Consider the following 17,555-nt stretch of genomic DNA (forward strand, 5'->3'; position numbering starts at 1 on the left):
GGGTTGAGCGGTCGGCCGCGGCTGTTCCGCGGTTGCGGGTCGCCTGCCCCTGCCCGGGGGAACGTACGCGCGAAAGATGCCGATTGCCGCTGCCCGTCCCGGCCGCTCCACGGCCGGCCGGCTCCGCGTTTCCCCAGGGGAATCCAGGACAGATGGCATGGACGCGGCGTGCGCGGGCGCCCGGCCGGGCGTTCGGCCCCGGGGCTCCGTCGCGTGGCAACGGAGGAGACATGGGAGGAAACATCCGAAGAGAACAGAAGGACCAAAGACCTGCGGACGCCGGCCCGGGGCCGGCGGTCGGGCACCAGGCACCGGACCAGCCGACGGAGTTGCCGAGGGCCTCGTGGTGGGTCGTGCTGAAACGGACCTTCAAGGAGTTCCAGGCCGACGAACTCCAGGACCGTGCCGCCGCCTTGACGTACTACAGCGTGCTGTCGCTGTTTCCCGCGCTGCTCGTCATGGTCTCGGTGCTGGGGGTCTCCGGCAGGTCGGCGACCGAGAAGGTGCTGGCCGACCTGACCCGCCTGGCGCCCGGCTCGACCCGTGAACTCCTCACCCAGGCCGTCCAGCAGCTCCAGGACAGCGCGGGCACCGGCTCCGCGCTCGCCGTCGTGGGCCTCCTGGCCGCGCTGTGGACCGCCTCGGGCTACATGGGCGTCTTCATCCGCGCGGCCAACGCGGTCTACGACGTGCCCGAGGGCCGCCCGCTGTGGAAGGTCCTACCGCTGCGCCTCGGGCTCACGGTGCTGCTCATGGTCCTCGCCTACGCCAGCGCCGTCACCGTGGTGTTCTCCGGGGCCCTCGCCCGCCAGACCGGCGCCGCCTTCGGCATCGGCGACTCGGCGCTGACGGTGTGGTCCTACGCCAAGTGGCCCGTCCTCGCGCTGCTGGCGGTCCTGACGATCGCCGTCCTGTACTGGGCAGCGCCCAACGCCAAGCGCAGCGGCGTCCTGTGGATCACCTCCGGCGGGGTGCTCGCCCTGCTGCTGTGGATGGCCGCCGCCGGCGGGTTCGCCGCCTACGTCTCCAACTTCGGCTCCTACAACAAGACGTACGGCGCCCTCGGAGGCGTCATCGTCTTCCTGGTGTGGCTGTGGATCACCAACCTCGCCGTCCTCCTGGGCCTGGAGTTCGACGCGGAACTGGCGCGTGCCCGGGCCGTCGCCGGCGGTCTCCCGCCCGACCGCGAGCCGTACGTGACCCCGCGGGACACCGAGGAGTGGAGCGAGGAGGAGCGGGAGCGCCTGGAGTGAGGCCGCGGGCGGGGCCCGGCGGGACCGTGCGGTGTTTCGGTCCCGGCCGAGCGGTGAGACGACCTCCATGACTGACACGAACAGGCAGGCGAAGTCGCCGAAAGCGACCGACAGCAGGAAGACCGCGGCACCGAAGTCCCGGCGGACGGCCTCGAAGACGGCGGCGTCCTCCCGCGGCAAGGCACCCTCCGAACGCCGCCCCGCCCGGCAGCGGCAGGACGCGGGCGCCGCATCCGGCACCGACGGCGGCACCAGGACCGGCCAGGCCGACCAGGCAACCGGGACCGCCAAGTCCGTCTCGAAGGCCGCCGGCAGCACGGCCGGTGCGGTGCGGGCCACGGCCGACACGGCGACGTCCGGCGGGCTGTCCGCAGTGGCGGAACGGGCCGGCCGGCTGGCCGCTCAGCCCCTCGAGACCGGCCGGCGGACGGTGGGCACCGTCTCCCGCGGCACCGTGGCGACCGCGCGGACCACATGGCGGCTGATCCGCGCACGCGGTGCCGTCGTGGCGGGCGCCGGCGTCTCGGCAGCGGTGGCGGGGGCCTGCTACGCGGCCGGCCGGCACGCGGCCGCCCGCGGCATGGGTCCTCTCACCCGCGCCACCGGGGGCCGTCTGTAACCCCGCCCGGGCAAGTCGCGCGCGCGGCCCCCTCCTCCACCGTGCGGATCGACGTGTCATCCAGCGGGTACGGCACGTGCGACCACCCGGATCAGGTGCCTACCGCCAGACGGGCCGGGGCACGACCGGGTCGGCGGGGGGCGGACCCGCCGTTCGGGCACGAGCGCGAACCGAGGCGCGTGCGCGCACGGCCTGTACGTTGTCCCCGGCTACAAGGGCACGCACGCGCATCGACCAGATGCCGGGGCCGGGCGCTGCCGGCGAGGAGCCGCAGCGCCGGGGCAGCCGACCGACAACGGAGGAGTTCCCGATGCCACACGACGTCACGGCTGTCGCCCAGCTCGTCCTGCACGAACGGCAGGCCCGAGACCGCGGGTGGTGGGACACGATGCAGGAGGGCTACGCGACCGACTCGGTGGTGCGGCTCAGCTGGTTCCGTGGCAGCGGTGCCGAGTTCGTGGAGCAGTCTCGGCACATGGCGGGGCGGGGGGACCGGGCGATCCACCGGCTCGGTCCGCCGGTCGTCGACGTACGAGGTGAGCGGGCCCTGGTGGAACTGCCCGCCGCGATCGAGGTGACCGCGGAGGTGGACGGCGTCGAGGCGGTCCTCGTTTCCCACGCCCGGCTCCTGTACCGCGCGGCGCGGGCCGAGGGGCGGTGGAGGATCAGGTCTCTCGACCCGGTCTACGAGAGGGACACCCTCACGCCGGCGATCCCCGGAACCGGCCTCAGCGTCGACATGGAGGTTCTCCGGCACTACCGGGTCCCCTACCGTTTCCTCGCCTATGTGCTGGGGCACCGGGGCTACACGATCGGCGACGACCTCTTCGGCGACGACCGCCCCGACGAGGTCGCCCGGCTCTACGAAAACGCCCACCTCTGGCTGGGTCTGTCCGACCGGTAGCGGCCGGACTGGGGGAGCGGTCCGGTCCGCGGTGAGCCCGAGCGCGGGCGCGGAGGACCTCCTGGTCACCTTCAGGGCCGGCCGGGCGCCGTGCGAAGGTCAGGCCGGCGGGAAGCCGCATCCGTCACGCAGGATGGCGAACGCCTCGGTGACGAGGTCCTTGAACGTTCCTTCGGCAGCCTCTCCCCGCGCTGTGACATCGCGGAAGCGGCTGAAGGCCGTGCGCATTCCGGCGAGTGCCGCTCGCGCGGTGACTTCGGCGCGCAGCAGTTGGCGGTCGTCGGGGTCGTCGACGCCGTTCCGCTGGAGCAGCGCCTTGACCAGGTCGGCCTCCCACTCCGCGAACACCGCCAGTACGCGTGCCGAGGGAAGGGTGGGTGGCACCGGCCCTCCGGTGTCCACGGTCGAGTGGGGGAGCAGGGCCGTGAGGCTGACCAGCACATCGCGTCCACCGGCTCCGAACGACAGCAAGGCGTTCAGCACGGCCTCGAGCGGAGCCTCGTCCGCCGGCCGGTCGACGACTTCTGCGGCCAGAGCGGGACCCAGCTGCCGCAGCTCGTGCGACAACACGTCCTCCTTGCTGGCGAAGTAGCGGAAGAACGTGCGTGCGGAGACGTCGACGGCCTCGGTGATGTCCACGACCGTGGTCTCCGCGAAGCCTCGCTCCGCGAAGAGCCGCATCGCGGCCCTGTGCAGCGCCTCCTGGGTCGCCGCGCGCTTGCGGCCTCGGCGTGAGGGTTCGGCCATGGCCGGAATTCTTCCATGCGGAGGGAGCGCGGGCGCAGGGCCGCGGCGCGGGCTTCAGGCGTGCAGGTGGGGCAGGACCCGGTCCAGGCGGCGGGGCAGCCACCAGTTGGCCTTGCCCACCAGGAGCATCGCTGACGGGACCAGGACGAGCCGGACCACTGTGGCGTCGAGGATGACGCTGACGGCCAGTCCGAGGGCGAGCATCTTGATCACGACGGTGGGCGAGGCGGTGAAGGAGAGGAACACCACGGTCATGATGAGAGCCGCGCTGGAGATGACCCGCCCGGTGAGCGAGAGGCCGACCGCGACGGCCCGGGCGTTGTCCTTGCTTTCCTGCCACGTTTCCGCGACGCGGGAGAGCAGGAAGATCTCGTAGTCCATGGAGAGCCCGAAGACGATGGCGAACATCATCATCGGCACGTAGGACTCGATGGGCACTGGTTCGGTGAGCCCGAGGATCTTGTCGCCCCATCCCCACTGGAAGGCCGCGACCAGGACGCCGTAGGACGCGCCGGTGGTCAGGAGGTTGAGCAGGACGGCCTTGAGGGGGATGAGCAGGCTGCGGAAGACGGTCATGAGCAGCAGGAAGGCGGCGGCCAGGACGATGCCGATGATGATCGGCAGCCGCGCGGTGACCAGGTCGCGGAAGTCGAGCTGGCCGGCGGTGCTGCCGGTCAGGTACGCCTTGGCGCCGGTGCCCCTGACCGCCATGGGCAGGGTGCGGCCGGTGAGTTCGGTGTAGAGGCCGCTGGTCAGGGCGTCCTGCGGCCCGCTGGACGGTGTGAGCGTGCCGACGAGCACGCGGCTGTCCCGGCTCGGCCGCAGCGGGGTGACGTGGGCCACGCCACTGGTCTTCCGCAACGCGTCGGAGACGTCCGTCGCGACCTCGGCGCTGGACCCGCTCGCGTGCTGGACGTCGACCACGACGACCATGGGCCCGTTGGCGCCAGGGCCGAAGCCGGGCCCTGGGGCGTCGGCGATCCAGTGATAGGCGTCGCGGGTGGTGCTGCCGGCCGGGTCGGCGCCGTCGTCCACGTGACCGAGGCGCATGGAGAACAGGGGGACGGCGCAGACGGCGAGCAGGACCACACCGGCGGTCAGGAAACGCCAGGGGTGGCGGGAGATGAGGGCGGCGTAGCGGTGCCAGCCGTCGTGGTCGCCGCCGGTCTCCGCGGTGGGGCGGCGCACGTGGAGCCGGTCGATGCGGCGGCCGACGAGACCGAGGGCGGCCGGCACGAGAGTGAGCGCCGCGGTCGCGGTGACGAGGACCGCGACGGTGGCCGCCAGGCCGAGCTTGCCGATCAGGCTGAGCCCGCAGGCGTACAGGCTGAGCAGGGCGATTGCGACGGTGACGGCGGCGACCAGGACAGCGTGCCCGCTGGTCGCGGCTGTTCGTCCCGCGGCCTGTTCCGGGGCATGCCCGTCCATGAGGTCCTGGCGGAAGCGCGTGGTCAGGAAGAGCGCGTAGTCGATTCCGACGCCCAGGCCCATCATGACGGCCAGCGTGGGTGCGGACGTGGCGAAGGTGACGCTGCCCGCGACGATGCCGACCACGCCCATCCCGACGCCCACACTGACCAGTGCCGTGACCAGCGGCATCACAGCGGCGGCGACGCTTCCGAAGGCGAGCAGGAGCACGACCAGGGCCGCGGCGACCCCCGCCCCTTCGCTGACGGCGTCCTTCTGCGGGGTGCGCACGATGCTGTCGAGGTCGCCGCCGTAGGCGACCTGGACGCCGTCGGCCTCGGCGGGCGCGGTGGCTTCGTCGAGCGTGCCCTTGTAGCCGTGCCCGAGGTCCTTGATCTGCTGGTCGAAGGAGACCGTGGTGTATGCCGTGCGTCCGTCACTGCTGGTCACGGGTGACGAGGCGGCGGTGACATGGGGCATCTTCGCCAGGCGGCTGACGGAGTCCGCCATGCCGCTGCCATGGCCGGAGACGGTGCCGGAGCCGACATGGAAGACGACCCGGCCGCTGGGATCGCCGGCCGTCGGGTCGGACGCCTTGAGCAGATCGGCCCCGCGGGCCGACTGGGTGCCGGGAAGGCTCACCTGGTCGCTGTACACGGCCCCGACCACGTTTCGCCCGGCCAGGCCGGCCAGCAGCACGACGAGCCACGAAGCGACGACCCACACGGGGTGCCGGGCACAGAACGCCCCGAGCCGTCCCAGCAGTGGCAGGGGAGCGGGCGGTTTCGTCGCGGTCGACGTCACCTCGGATGTCGGGGTTTCCGACTCGGTGGATGACACGGCACCTCCAGGAAGGGTCTCTCGTACGCCCCGCACCCTAGCCAGAAAATGTCACATCTGACAATTGACACAAGTGACATTCTGGCGGAAGGTGGTGGGCACGCCACCGGCACCCGACCCCGGATCGGAACTCCATCACTGTGAACAATCGTGGGATCGCCCTCGTCTCCGCCGTCTCCGCCGCTGTGATCGCCGGCGCCGCCGGTGCGACCGACCTCGTCGTCGAACACGTCGCCGAGCAGCGCGTCGTCAAAGCCGCGACCTGCAAGCTGAAGCCCACGGGTTCGGTGAGCGCCGACCTGGAGGGCTCCTTCGCCGGCTTCCACGCGCTGACCGGCGATCTCGGGACCGTCCGGGTGGATGCCGACGGCGTCAAGCGCCAGGGCGCCTCGGTGGACGTGCGGGCGGTTCTGAAGGACGTCACCAGGCAAGGCGGCACGGGCGGGGGAAGCGCCGCCGTCACCGTGCCCTACAGCGAGTTGCACAAGCGCCTCGCCTCCGGAAGCGGCGCCGGGAGCGCGGGACTGGGCGGAATGACGGTCGGTTCGGACGGCTCCGCGCTCACCCTCACCGGGAGCGCGGGCCAACTGGGTCTCCCCGTCACGGTGGAGACCTCGCTCACCACCGCCGCGAACAGTCTCACCATCACCCCGACGAGCGTGGGGGTCCTGGGCCGCGACATTCCGGTGGGCCAGTTGGGCAGCGCGCCGATGGCCGCCGGCCTGGCGGACAAGCTGAAGCCGCGCACGGTCAAGCTGGACCGGCTTGCAGCCGGCGCGGTGCTCACCTCCGCGTCGGCAGGCACGCGGGGCCTGGTGCTGCACCTGTCCCTCGGCCCCGGCGCGGGGGCCGCCAAGAGCTCCGGCTGCTCGATGTAGCCGGCCCGTGGGCGCGATGGGGCCGGTGGTGTCCCGCTACCGGTTCCGCAGGCGTTGCGTCAGCCGGGGCCAGCAGGGGGAGCGCGGCTGAGAGCGTGGCGCGCTCCTCGGGGACTTCGTGCCCGACGCCCCCGTGGGGACCCTGCTGCTCCCGACCAGCGGACCGTGGACCAAGCTCGGCGAGGCCGCCGACTACGTCCGCGCGGTCAAGCCCGAGCAGATCGTCCAGATCCACGAACTGATGCTCAGCGACCTCGGGCAGCACTCCGTCGCCAACCTGCTGGGTGAGAACGGACTGACCGGCATCGCCGTCCGGCGTCCCGCCCCCGGCACAGCCCTCCAGCTCTGAGCACCCTTCCCGCTCTGAGAACCCTTCCCGACTCCCGAAGAAGGAGTGCCATGCGCTTCGCGACCATCCGCACCGGCGACACCCGCACCGCCGCCCGGATCGAGGGCGACCGCGCCGTGCTGGTCGACGCCACCGACGCCGTCGACGCCTACCTGCGCCGAGACCGCCTGCGGGACATCGGCGAGACGGACGCCCGGACCGCCCCCTACGACTGCGTCTCGCCCGCTCCGGCGCACATCCTGTGCATCGGGCTCAACTACCGCGCCCACATCGAGGAACTGGGACGTCCGATGCCCGAGTACCCGACGTTCTTCGCCAAGTTCGCCTCCACCCTGACCGGCCCGCGGGACACCGTCACCCTGCCCCGCGTCAGCGACCAGGTCGACGGCGAGGCCGAACTGGCGGTGGTCGTCGGACGCCGGCTCTCCCGCGCCGACGTGCGGGAGGCGGCAGACGGCATCGCCGGCTACGCCGTCGCCAACGACATGTCGATGCGCGACTGGCAGCACCGCACGACCGAGGCGCTCCAGGGCAAGGTCTTCGACCGCTCTACGCCCCTCGGGCCGCTGCTGGCCACCCCCGACGAGGTCGACGACGCCCGCGACCTCGGTGTCACCTTCACCGTCGACGGCGTCGAGTGGCAGCGCGGATACACCGGTGACCTGCTGTTCACCCCCGCCGAACTCCTCTCCTACTGCAGCACCTTCCTCACCCTCGAACCCGGGGACGTCGTCCTGACCGGCACACCGGGAAGGACGACCGCGGCCGGCGCCACCCTCGAACCCGGCCGGCGGCTTGTCACCGCGATCGAGGGACTGGGCGAAGCGGTCAACCCCACCGCCGCAGACCCGCTGCCCGACACGAGGCCCGCCTGGACGGAGCGGACACCGGCCCGGTGGACACCACCCATCCGGACCTGACGACGGCCCACCCCGTACGGTGGCCCTCTGCCCTCCGGGGTCCGCGCCCACCGCTCCTTCCGGCCACCGCGCCCTCGGGCGATGCACAGCGAGGATGACCATGCCCGTACCGTTCGACAGCGAACTGCGCACCTTCTCCACCGCCCTCAGGGACGAGATGGGGGTGATGAGCCTCGACCGCCTCGCGGACGTCCGCGCGGAGGACGCCGCCGAGGTCCCGGACCTCGAAGAGTTGCGGCGCGGCGGCCGGTTCGCCGTCGGCGAGCGCTCGGTCCCGGGGCTGGCCGGCAACCCCGAGGTCGCGCTGCTCATCTGCGAGCCCGCCGGCGCAACCGGACCGCGGCCGGTGATCTACTACACGCACGGCGGCGGTATGTTCAGCGGCGACCACTGCCTCGGCCTCGACCCGATGCTCGACATGGCCGAGCAGTTCGGCGCCGTGCTCGTCTCGGTCGGTTACCGCCTCGCCCCCGAGCATCCGCACCCCGCTCCGATCGACGACGTCTACGCGGGGCTGTTGTGGACCGCCGCTCACGCGGTCGAACTCGGCCTCGACCCGGCACGGATCGTCATCGCCGGCGCGAGCGCCGGCGGCGGCCTCACCGCCGCGCTCGCGCTGACCGTACGCGACAAGGGCGGCCCCCGGCCGCTGGGGCAGCTGCTGATGTGCCCGATGCTCGACGACCGCGGCGAGAGCGCCTCGATGCGGCAGATGGACGGCCACGACTTCTGGGACCGCGGCTGGAACGGGTTCGGCTGGAGCGCCCTGCTCGGCTCCGCCCGGGGCGGCCCGGACGTGCCGGCCTACGCCGCTCCCGCGCGCGCCACCGACCTGTCGGGGCTGCCTCCCGCCCACATCGAGGTGGGCTCCGCCGAGTCCCTCCGCGACGAAGCCGTCGACTACGCCCACCGCATCTGGCGGGCCGGCGGTGAAGCCGAACTGCACGTGTGGTCGGGAGGCTTCCACGTCTTCGAGGTGATCGTCCCCGACGCCCGGATCAGCGTCGCGGCCCGCCAGGCCCGCCACTCCTTCCTCGACCGCCTTCTCGCCGGCCGGCCGTAGGAGGAGGGGGCGGGCAGGGTGCGGCGGGGCCCTCGGCGAAGGGGATCAGATATCGCGGAAGATCTCGATCTGCGCGCCGATCGTGTTGAGCCGTTCCGCCAGGTCCTCGTAACCCCGGTTGATGACATAGACGTTGCGCAGCACCGACGTGCCCTCGGCGGCCATCATCGCCAGCAGCACCACCACCGCGGGGCGCAGCGCGGGCGGGCACATCATCTCCGCGGCGCGCCACCGGGTCGGGCCCTCGACCAGCACCCGGTGCGGGTCGAGCAGTTTGACCTGGGCGCCCAGCCGGGTCAGTTCGGTGAGGTAGATCGCGCGGTTGTCGTAGACCCAGTCGTGGATGAGCGTGGAGCCCTGGGCGGTCGCCGCGATGGCCGCGAAGAAGGGCACGTTGTCGATGTTGAGCCCGGGGAAGGGCATCGGGTGGATCTTGTCGATCGGCGAACTCAGCTTCGACGGGCGGACGGTGAGGTCCACCAGCCGGGTGCGGCCGTTGTCCGCGCGGTACTCGGGGGTGAGCTCGTGGTCGAGCCCCATCTCGTCCAGGACGGCGAGCTCGATCTCCATGAACTCGATCGGCACCCGGCGGATGGTCAGTTCGGACTCGGTCACCACCGCGGCGGCCAGCAGGCTCATCGCCTCGACCGGGTCCTCCGAGGGGGCGTAGTCCACGTCGCGGTCGATCTCGGCGACGCCGTGCACGGTGAGGGTGGTGGTGCCGATGCCCTCCACCTTCACGCCGAGTTCCTCCAGGAAGAAGCACAGGTCCTGGACCATGTAGTTGGAGCTGGCGTTGCGGATGACGGTCGCGCCGTCGTAACGGGCGGCGGCCAGCAGCGCGTTCTCGGTCACGGTGTCGCCGCGCTCGGTCAGCACGATCGCCCGCTTCGGGGCGATGCCGCGTTCCACCTCCGCGTGGTAGAAGCCGTCGGTGGCGGTGATGTCCAGGCCGAAGTGGCGCAGCGCGTTCATGTGCGGCTGCACGGTGCGGGTGCCCAGGTCGCAGCCGCCCGCGTACGGGATGCGGAAGCGGTCGGTGCGGTGCAGCAGCGGGCCGAGGAACATGATGACGCTGCGGGTGCGGCGGGCGGCGTCGGTGTCCATCGAGGCCAGGTCCAGCTCGGCCGGCGGTACGACCTCCAGGTCGTTGCCGTCGTTGATCCAGCGGGTGCGCACCCCGATGCTGCCCAGCACCTCCAGGATGCGGTAGACCTCCTCGATCCGCGCCACCCGGCGCAGCGTGGTGCGGCCCGCGTTCAGCAGTGTGGCGCACAGCAGCGCGACGCACGCGTTCTTGCTCGTCTTGACGTCTATGGCGCCGGACAGCCGCCGCCCCCCGACCACTCTCAGGTGCATCGGCCCGGCATAGCCCAGTGCCACGATCTCGCTGTCCAGCGCTTCGCCGATTCTGGCGATCATCTCAAGGCTGATGTTCTGGTTGCCGCGTTCGATCCGGTTGACGGCGCTCTGGCTGGTGCCGAGCGCCTCCGCGAGTTGCGCCTGTGTCCAGCCGCGATGTTGCCGGGCGTCTCGGATGAGCCGGCCGATGCGTGCCAGGTAGTCGTCGGTCATATCAACGACCTTATCTCATATGTGAGATAGCGTCGCATCGGTTGGGCCGTCCGTGGGCGGGTCGCCGTCTTCACCGTAACGCCGCAGGGGCCGCCTGCCATCCGGGGCGCGGCCAGGCGGTGGACGCTCACCCGCGCGGACCTGGGCCGCCGCCCGGCGGCCGGGGGCGTCCACCCGCACAGACGGCGCCCGTCCGGTCCTGGTTCCCCGGGTGCCGGCGCATCACCCGGCGGGCCGGGGGTACCCGATTGCGGCAGGTGTACTAGAGTTATCTCGACATCGAGATATCTGCCGAGGCGTGCCGTCAGGACGCCAGCAATGCGGTGGTACGCGCGAGAACATGCATGAAGGAGACTGTCGTGTCGGCGAACAGCTTCGACGCCCGCAGCACCCTGCAGGTGGGCGACGAATCGTATGAGATCTTCCGGCTGGACAAGGTCGAGGGTTCGGCCCGGCTGCCGTACAGCCTGAAGGTCCTGCTGGAGAACCTGCTGCGTACCGAGGACGGCGCGAACATCACCGCCGACCACATCCGGGCGGTCGGCGGCTGGGACTCGCAGGCCCAGCCCAGCCAGGAGATCCAGTTCACCCCGGCCCGCGTGATCATGCAGGACTTCACCGGTGTGCCGTGCGTGGTGGACCTGGCGACCATGCGCGAGGCGGTCAAGGAGCTGGGCGGCGACCCGGCGAAGATCAACCCGCTCGCCCCCGCCGAGCTCGTCATCGACCACTCGGTGATCGCCGACCGCTTCGGCACGCCGGAGTCCTTCACGCAGAACGTCGAGCTGGAGTACGGCCGCAACAAGGAGCGCTACCAGTTCCTGCGCTGGGGCCAGACCGCTTTCGACGAGTTCAAGGTGGTCCCGCCCGGCACCGGCATCGTGCACCAGGTGAACATCGAGCACCTGGCCCGCACCGTCATGGTCCGCGGCGGCCAGGCCTACCCCGACACCCTCGTCGGCACCGACTCCCACACCACCATGGTCAACGGCCTGGGCGTGCTCGGCTGGGGCGTCGGCGGCATCGAGGCCGAGGCCGCGATGCTCGGCCAGCCGGTCTCCATGCTGATCCCGCGGGTGGTCGGCTTCAAGCTCACCGGCGAGCTGCCGGCCGGCACCACCGCCACCGACCTGGTGCTGACCATCACCGAGATGCTGCGCAAGCACGGCGTCGTCGGCAAGTTCGTCGAGTTCTACGGCGAGGGCGTCGGCGCCACCTCGCTGGCCAACCGCGCCACCATCGGCAACATGTCCCCGGAGTTCGGCTCCACCGCGGCGATCTTCCCGATCGACGCCGAGACGCTCAGCTACCTGGGGCTCACCGGCCGCTCGGCCCAGCAGGTCGCGCTGGTCGAGGCGTACGCCAAGGAGCAGGGCCTGTGGCTGGACCCGGCCGCCGAGCCGGACTACTCCGAGAAGCTGGAGCTGGACCTGTCCACGGTGGTGCCGTCCATCGCCGGGCCCAAGCGCCCGCAGGACCGCATCGTGCTCGCCCAGGCCGCGCAGCAGTTCGCCCGCGACGTGCGCAACTACGTCACCGACGACGAGGAGGCGGGCAAGGAGTCCTTCCCGGCCTCGGACTCCCCGGCCACCCACAACGGGGTGCCCAGCAAGCCGACCCTGGTGACCACCCCCGACGGCGGCACCTACGAGATCGACCACGGCGCCGTCACCGTCGCCGCGATCACCTCCTGCACCAACACCTCCAACCCCTACGTGATGGTGGCCGCCGCCCTGGTGGCGAAGAAGGCCGTCGAGAAGGGCCTGACCCGCAAGCCGTGGGTGAAGACCACCCTCGCCCCGGGCTCGAAGGTCGTCACCGACTACTTCGACAAGGCGCACCTGACCCCGTACCTGGACAAGCTCGGCTTCAACCTGGTCGGCTACGGCTGCACCACCTGCATCGGCAACTCCGGCCCGCTGCCGGAGGAGGTCTCCAAGGCGGTCAACGAGGCCGACCTCGCGGTGGCCGCGGTGCTCTCCGGCAACCGCAACTTCGAGGGCCGGATCAACCCCGACGTCAAGATGAACTACCTCGCCTCGCCGCCGCTGGTCGTCGCGTACGCCATCGCCGGCTCGATGAAGGTGGACATCACCAAGGACGCGCTCGGCACCGACACCGAGGGCAAGCCGGTCCACCTCGCGGACATCTGGCCGACCGAGGCCGAGGTCAACGACGTGGTCGCCTCCGCGATCGGCCAGGACATGTTCACCGAGTCCTACCAGGACGTCTTCGCCGGCGACGCGCAGTGGCAGGCGCTGCCGATCCCCACCGGCAACACCTTCGAGTGGGACCCGCAGTCCACCTACGTGCGCAAGCCCCCGTACTTCGAGGGCATGGGCACCGACCCGGAGCCGGTCACCGACATCTCCGGCGCCCGGGTGCTCGCCAAGCTCGGCGACTCCGTCACCACCGACCACATCTCGCCGGCCGGTGCCATCAAGGCCGACACCCCGGCCGGCCAGTACCTCACCGAGCACGGCGTGCAGCGCCGCGACTTCAACAGCTACGGCTCGCGCCGCGGCAACCACGAGGTCATGATCCGCGGCACCTTCGCCAACATCCGCCTGCGCAACCAGATCGCGCCGGGCACCGAGGGCGGCTTCACCCGCGACTTCACCCAGGAGGGCGGCCCGGTCGCCTTCATCTACGACGCCTCGCGCAACTACATCGCGCAGGGCACCCCGCTGGTGGTGCTGGCCGGCAAGGAGTACGGCTCCGGCTCCTCCCGCGACTGGGCCGCCAAGGGCACCGCGCTGCTGGGCGTCAAGGCCGTCGTCGCCGAGTCCTACGAGCGCATCCACCGCTCCAACCTGATCGGCATGGGCGTGCTGCCGCTGCAGTACCCCGAGGGTGAGACCGCGCTGAGCCTGGGCCTGACCGGCGAGGAGACCTTCAGCATCAGCGGGGTCACCGCGCTCAACGACGGCAGCACGCCGCGCACCGTGAAGGTCAGCACCGACACCGGCGTCGAGTTCGACGCGGTGGTGCGGATCGACACCCCCGGAGAGGCCGACTACTACCGCAACGGCGGCATCATGCAGTACGTGCTGCGCTCGCTGCTGCGCAAGTAGCCCCGGTGACCTCGGCGTAACCCCGCCGAAGCACCGCTGTCGGCCGTACGGGCCGCACCCCTGTCACCCGGGGGTGCGGCCCGTACGTGTTGCTGCGGCAGGTCTCCCCGCCCCGGTGCCCTCCGGCCGGTTCACTACTTGAACACACCGGACCAGGAGGGGCGTTACGACTGAATACAAAGCCGACCGGAGCTTTCGGGCGGACGAACGTCCCACGTTTCGGACAGGTCTCAACTCGGGAAAGCTTGGCGGCCAAACTTTCTTTCGATCTTGCCCTGTCCGAGCCGAGTGGACTATACCTGTCGGCGTCCGGGAACCCGCTGAGCGCGGGACCGCGCGGGGGCGCCGACAGGGCGGCCAAGGCAGCCGTCGGCTATCGTTCCTCGCCTCACTGGATGCACCGCATCACTCACGCTTCAACTGTTCGCGGTCGTCGGCGGCTTCCGCTGCACCGCATGAGTCCTGGAAGAAGGCTGAGGACTTGAGCATGGGCTCCGAGATCAACCGCCGTGATGCCATCAAGCGGGCCATGGCCATCGGTGTGGTGGCCGTCCCGTCCGCCTCGCTGCTGTCGGCCTGCGCCTCCAGCGGTGGCGGCAGCGACAAGCCGAAGTCCGAACCCACCGGTGCCAAGACGGCGAACAACCCGCTCGGGGTGAAGAAGGGTGCCCCGCTGGAGGCGTTCATCTTCAAGGGCGGCTTCGGCGACTCGTACGTGAAGGCCGCCGAGGCGGTCTACAACTCCGAGTACGGCATCACGGTCAAGCACACCGGCACCCAGGGCCTCGGCCCCAAGCTCCAGCCGCGCTTCGCCAGCGACACGCCGCCGGACGTCATGGACAACTCCGGCGCCGACAACCTCGACACCGCGGCCCTGGCCAAGGAGAACAAGCTCCAGGACCTGACCGCGCTGCTCGACGCGCCGACCGTCGACGACCCGAGCAAGAAGGTCCGCGACGTCCTGATCGCCGGCACCGTCGAGCAGGGCCAGTTCGGCACCCAGGCGATGTACGCGTTCAACTACGCCTTCACCGTCTACGGCGGCTGGTACTCCAACAAGCTCTTCCAGGACAAGGGCTGGGAGTACCCGCAGACCTTCGACCAGGCGCTCGCCCTGGGCGCCAAGGCGAAGAAGGAGAACATCTCCCTCTTCACCTACCCGGGCAAGTACCCCTACTACGTCCACTTCGACCTGCTCGCCCAGATCGGCAAGATCGGCGGCAAGGACGTCCTCAACGCCATCGACGACCTCGAGGACGGCGCCTGGCAGGTGGACGCGGTCAAGCAGGTCATCGGCTACTACGAGGAAGTGGCCGCGAAGAAGTACTTCATGCCCGGCTCCGAGGGCATGACCCACATCCAGATGCAGACCGCCTGGACCAAGGGCAAGGCCGCCATCGTGGCGGACGGCTCGTGGGTGGAGAACGAGGCCGCCCCGACCATGCCCAAGGACTTCGACCTGGCGGTCGGCCCGCTGGTCGGCGCCGGCTCCTCCGACAAGCTGCCCTTCGGCACCGTCTACGCCGCGGCCGGCGAGCCGTACATCGTCGCGGCCGACGGCAAGAACCCGATCGGCGGCATGGAGCTGCTGCGCATCATGATCAGCAAGAAGGAGACGGACAACTTCACCAACACCACGAAGTCGCTGACCTGCATCAGCGGTGCCGCGGAGGGCCTGACCCTCACCCCCGGCCTGGCCTCGGCGTCCAAGGCGCTGACGGCGGCGGGCACCAATGTGCTGAACTCGCGGCTCCAGGACTGGTACGTCAAGCTCAACCAGGAGACCCTGGGCAACCTGACCCTCCAGCTCCTGACCGGAAAGATCGACGCCAAGAAGTGGATCGAGGGCGCGCAGAAGGCCGCCGACGCGACCAAGGCGGACTCGTCCGTGCCCAAGTTCAAGCACGTGTGACCCGAACCTTCCCTGACGGCTGAGACGAGAGCGACCGGCACCATGCGACACGGCAAGTACCGGTTCATCATCGGGTTTCTGGCAGTACCTGTGGCGTTGTACGCGGTCCTCGTGATCTCGCCCTTCATCCAGGACTTCCAGATCTCCTTGACGGACTGGAGCGGGTTGACCCCCGAGAAGCACTACATCGGGCTGGACAACTACCAGAAGATCATCCACAACAACCTCTTCTGGAAGGCACTGTGGCACAACGTCCTGATGCTGCTGATCGTGCCGATCGTGACGCTGGGACTGGGACTGTTCTTCGCCTTCATGCTCAATGTCGGCGGCCGGCGCAAGGGCAGCGCGTCGGTCGCCGGCGTTCGGGGCGCGGGTTTCTACAAGATCGTCTACTTCTTCCCGCAGGTGCTGTCGGTCACCGTGGTCGCGGTGCTGTGGGAGCAGATCTACAACCCCGACCCGGACAGCGGCCTGCTCAACGCGCTGCTGCACCACGCGCACCTCGACTCGCTCCAGCAGTCCTGGCTGGGTAACCCGAGCATCGCGCTCGCCTGCATCATGGCGGTGATGGTCTGGTCCAACGTCGGCTTCTACGTGGTGCTCTTCTCCGCCGGCATGGCCTCGATCCCCGCGGAGATCTACGAGGCGGCGCTGCTGGACGGCGCCAACCGGATCACCACCTTCTTCCGGGTCACCCTGCCGCTGCTGCGGGACACGGTGGCCACCGGCTGGGTGTACATGGGCATCATCGCCATGGACGGTTTCGCCCTGGTGCAGCTGATGTCGGTCAACAACGGCGGGCCGAACGAGAGCACGGACGTGGTGCCGCTGCTGCTGTACAAGACGGCCTTCCGCGACAACAGCCAGTACGGCATGGCAGCCGCGATCGGTGTCGCGATGCTGATCGTGACGCTGCTGTTCGCCGTTCTGACGCTGCGGCTCTCGCGCCGCGAGCGCATCGAGTTCTAGGGGTGCCGCGATGACCACTGAGACCTACGAAGACGCGCCCGGACCGGCGGACAAGGCTCCCCAGGCGTTCCCCGAGCCCGCGCCGGACGCGGCCGCCCGACACCGCTGGCGCGGCGAGGGCGTGGTGCTGAACGTCTTCAGCCACGGCTTCCTCATCGTCTGGGCGCTGATGGTGGCGGTACCGCTGCTGTGGGCGGTGTGGAGCTCCTTCAAGACCTCCGGCGACATCCTGTCGCACCCCTGGTCGCTGCCGTGGCCCCTGCACGGCGGCAGCTGGACGCGCGCCTGGACCAAGGCGCACATGGGCCGCTACTTCATCAACACGGTGATCGTGGTGGGCTTCTCGACCGTCGGCACGATGCTCTTCGGCTCGATGGCCGCCTACGTGCTGGCCCGGTTCGAGTTCTTCGGCAACCGCTTCATCTACTTCCTGTTCGTCGGCGGCATGGCCTTCCCGGTCGTCATGGTGCTGGTGCCGCTGTTCTTCGTCACGAAGAACCTGGGCATCCTCAACACGCTGCCCGGGCTGATCCTGGTGTACATCGCCTACTCGCTGCCGTTCACCGTCTTCTTCATGACGTCCTTCTTCCGGACGCTGCCGACGTCGGTGGCCGAGGCCGCGCTCGTCGACGGGGCGAGCCACACCCGCACGTTCTTCCAGATCATGGTGCCGATGGCCAAGCCGGGCATCATCAGCATCGGGATCTTCAACGTGCTCGGGCAGTGGAACCAGTACCTGCTGCCGCTGGTGCTCAACCAGGGCAACACCGACAAGTGGGTGCTGACCCAGGGGCTCGCCGACCTGGCGGTGCAGCAGGGATACAAGGGCGACTGGTCGGGTCTGTTCGCGGGGCTGTCGATCGCGATGCTGCCGGTGCTGGCGGTCTACGTCGTCTTTCAGCGGCAGGTGCAGGCCGGGCTCACCGCGGGCGCGGTGAAATAGGCCCGCCACCCGGCCGAGAAGGCCCCGTACGCTGTTCCCAGCGGCTCCGCGAGCATGCGGAGCCGCTGGTCGGCGTCGGGGGTGGATCGCGTAACGGTGTGG

14 protein-coding genes are annotated in these 17,555 nt (G+C 70.3%); 11 read left to right on the forward strand and 3 right to left on the reverse strand.

Features of this window, described 5'->3' with window-relative positions; translation table 11 throughout:
* The first annotated feature begins 152 nt into the window (after positions 1 to 152).
* From WA788_RS31950 to WA788_RS31960, 3 genes are all read left to right on the forward strand, one after another.
* Entirely contained in the window at positions 153 to 1,253 is a 1,101-nt protein-coding gene (locus WA788_RS31950; RefSeq protein WP_443034131.1) for a YihY/virulence factor BrkB family protein, read from the forward strand.
* A 67-nt stretch (positions 1,254 to 1,320) separates the two neighbouring features.
* Positions 1,321 to 1,872: a hypothetical protein gene (locus WA788_RS31955; protein WP_335983429.1), complete on the forward strand. Its 552-nt coding sequence runs from the start codon at positions 1,321 to 1,323 to the stop codon at positions 1,870 to 1,872.
* 310 nt (positions 1,873 to 2,182) lie between these two features.
* Complete coding sequence (locus WA788_RS31960; protein ID WP_335983431.1) at positions 2,183 to 2,776, forward strand: nuclear transport factor 2 family protein; 594 nt, start codon at positions 2,183 to 2,185, stop codon at positions 2,774 to 2,776.
* A gap of 99 nt (positions 2,777 to 2,875) precedes the next feature.
* On the opposite strand, the gene WA788_RS31965 is transcribed toward WA788_RS31960, so the two are convergent.
* Entirely contained in the window at positions 2,876 to 3,523 is a 648-nt protein-coding gene (locus WA788_RS31965) for a TetR family transcriptional regulator (RefSeq protein WP_335983433.1), read from the reverse strand.
* Positions 3,524 to 3,577: 54 nt separating this feature from the next.
* Positions 3,578 to 5,770 (reverse strand): MMPL family transporter, encoded by a 2,193-nt coding sequence (locus WA788_RS31970; protein WP_335983435.1) that lies wholly within the window; start codon positions 5,768 to 5,770, stop codon positions 3,578 to 3,580.
* A gap of 140 nt (positions 5,771 to 5,910) precedes the next feature.
* Between WA788_RS31970 and WA788_RS31975 the strand changes: the two genes are divergently transcribed.
* The 4 genes from WA788_RS31975 (at position 5,911) to WA788_RS31990 (ending at position 8,980) form a co-directional block, all read left to right on the forward strand.
* Positions 5,911 to 6,648 (forward strand): LmeA family phospholipid-binding protein, encoded by a 738-nt coding sequence (locus tag WA788_RS31975; RefSeq protein WP_335983437.1) that lies wholly within the window; start codon positions 5,911 to 5,913, stop codon positions 6,646 to 6,648.
* Positions 6,649 to 6,766: 118 nt separating this feature from the next.
* Positions 6,767 to 6,997 carry a hypothetical protein gene (locus WA788_RS31980; protein WP_335983439.1) on the forward strand — a complete coding sequence of 77 codons (231 nt, stop codon included), beginning with the start codon at positions 6,767 to 6,769 and terminating at the stop codon, positions 6,995 to 6,997.
* 50 nt (positions 6,998 to 7,047) lie between these two features.
* Positions 7,048 to 7,917, forward strand: coding sequence for a fumarylacetoacetate hydrolase family protein (locus WA788_RS31985; RefSeq protein ID WP_335983441.1), 870 nt, complete (start codon positions 7,048 to 7,050; stop codon positions 7,915 to 7,917).
* Positions 7,918 to 8,011: 94 nt separating this feature from the next.
* A complete protein-coding gene (locus WA788_RS31990; RefSeq protein ID WP_335983444.1) occupies positions 8,012 to 8,980 on the forward strand; it encodes an alpha/beta hydrolase in 969 nt (322 codons plus the stop codon).
* A gap of 45 nt (positions 8,981 to 9,025) precedes the next feature.
* Here the strand turns inward: WA788_RS31990 and WA788_RS31995 are convergent, their stop codons facing one another.
* Positions 9,026 to 10,555 (reverse strand): UDP-N-acetylglucosamine 1-carboxyvinyltransferase, encoded by a 1,530-nt coding sequence (locus WA788_RS31995; protein WP_335983446.1) that lies wholly within the window; start codon positions 10,553 to 10,555, stop codon positions 9,026 to 9,028.
* A 359-nt stretch (positions 10,556 to 10,914) separates the two neighbouring features.
* On the opposite strand from WA788_RS31995, the gene acnA reads away from it, so the two are divergent.
* The 4 genes from acnA (at position 10,915) to WA788_RS32015 (ending at position 17,453) form a co-directional block, all read left to right on the forward strand.
* Entirely contained in the window at positions 10,915 to 13,629 is a 2,715-nt protein-coding gene (gene acnA / locus WA788_RS32000; RefSeq protein ID WP_335983448.1) for an aconitate hydratase AcnA, read from the forward strand.
* 487 nt (positions 13,630 to 14,116) lie between these two features.
* Positions 14,117 to 15,541, forward strand: a complete 1,425-nt coding sequence (ngcE, locus tag WA788_RS32005) for an N-acetylglucosamine/diacetylchitobiose ABC transporter substrate-binding protein (RefSeq protein ID WP_335983520.1) — start codon at positions 14,117 to 14,119, stop codon at positions 15,539 to 15,541.
* A gap of 42 nt (positions 15,542 to 15,583) precedes the next feature.
* Positions 15,584 to 16,510: a carbohydrate ABC transporter permease gene (locus WA788_RS32010; protein ID WP_335983451.1), complete on the forward strand. Its 927-nt coding sequence runs from the start codon at positions 15,584 to 15,586 to the stop codon at positions 16,508 to 16,510.
* Between the two features lie 10 nt (positions 16,511 to 16,520).
* Positions 16,521 to 17,453, forward strand: a complete 933-nt coding sequence (locus tag WA788_RS32015) for a carbohydrate ABC transporter permease (protein ID WP_335983453.1) — start codon at positions 16,521 to 16,523, stop codon at positions 17,451 to 17,453.
* Positions 17,454 to 17,555 lie beyond the last annotated feature (102 nt).

The sequence above is a fragment of the Streptomyces sp. CA2R106 genome (genome assembly GCF_037034245.1).
In the GTDB taxonomy this organism is placed as follows: domain Bacteria; phylum Actinomycetota; class Actinomycetes; order Streptomycetales; family Streptomycetaceae; genus Actinacidiphila.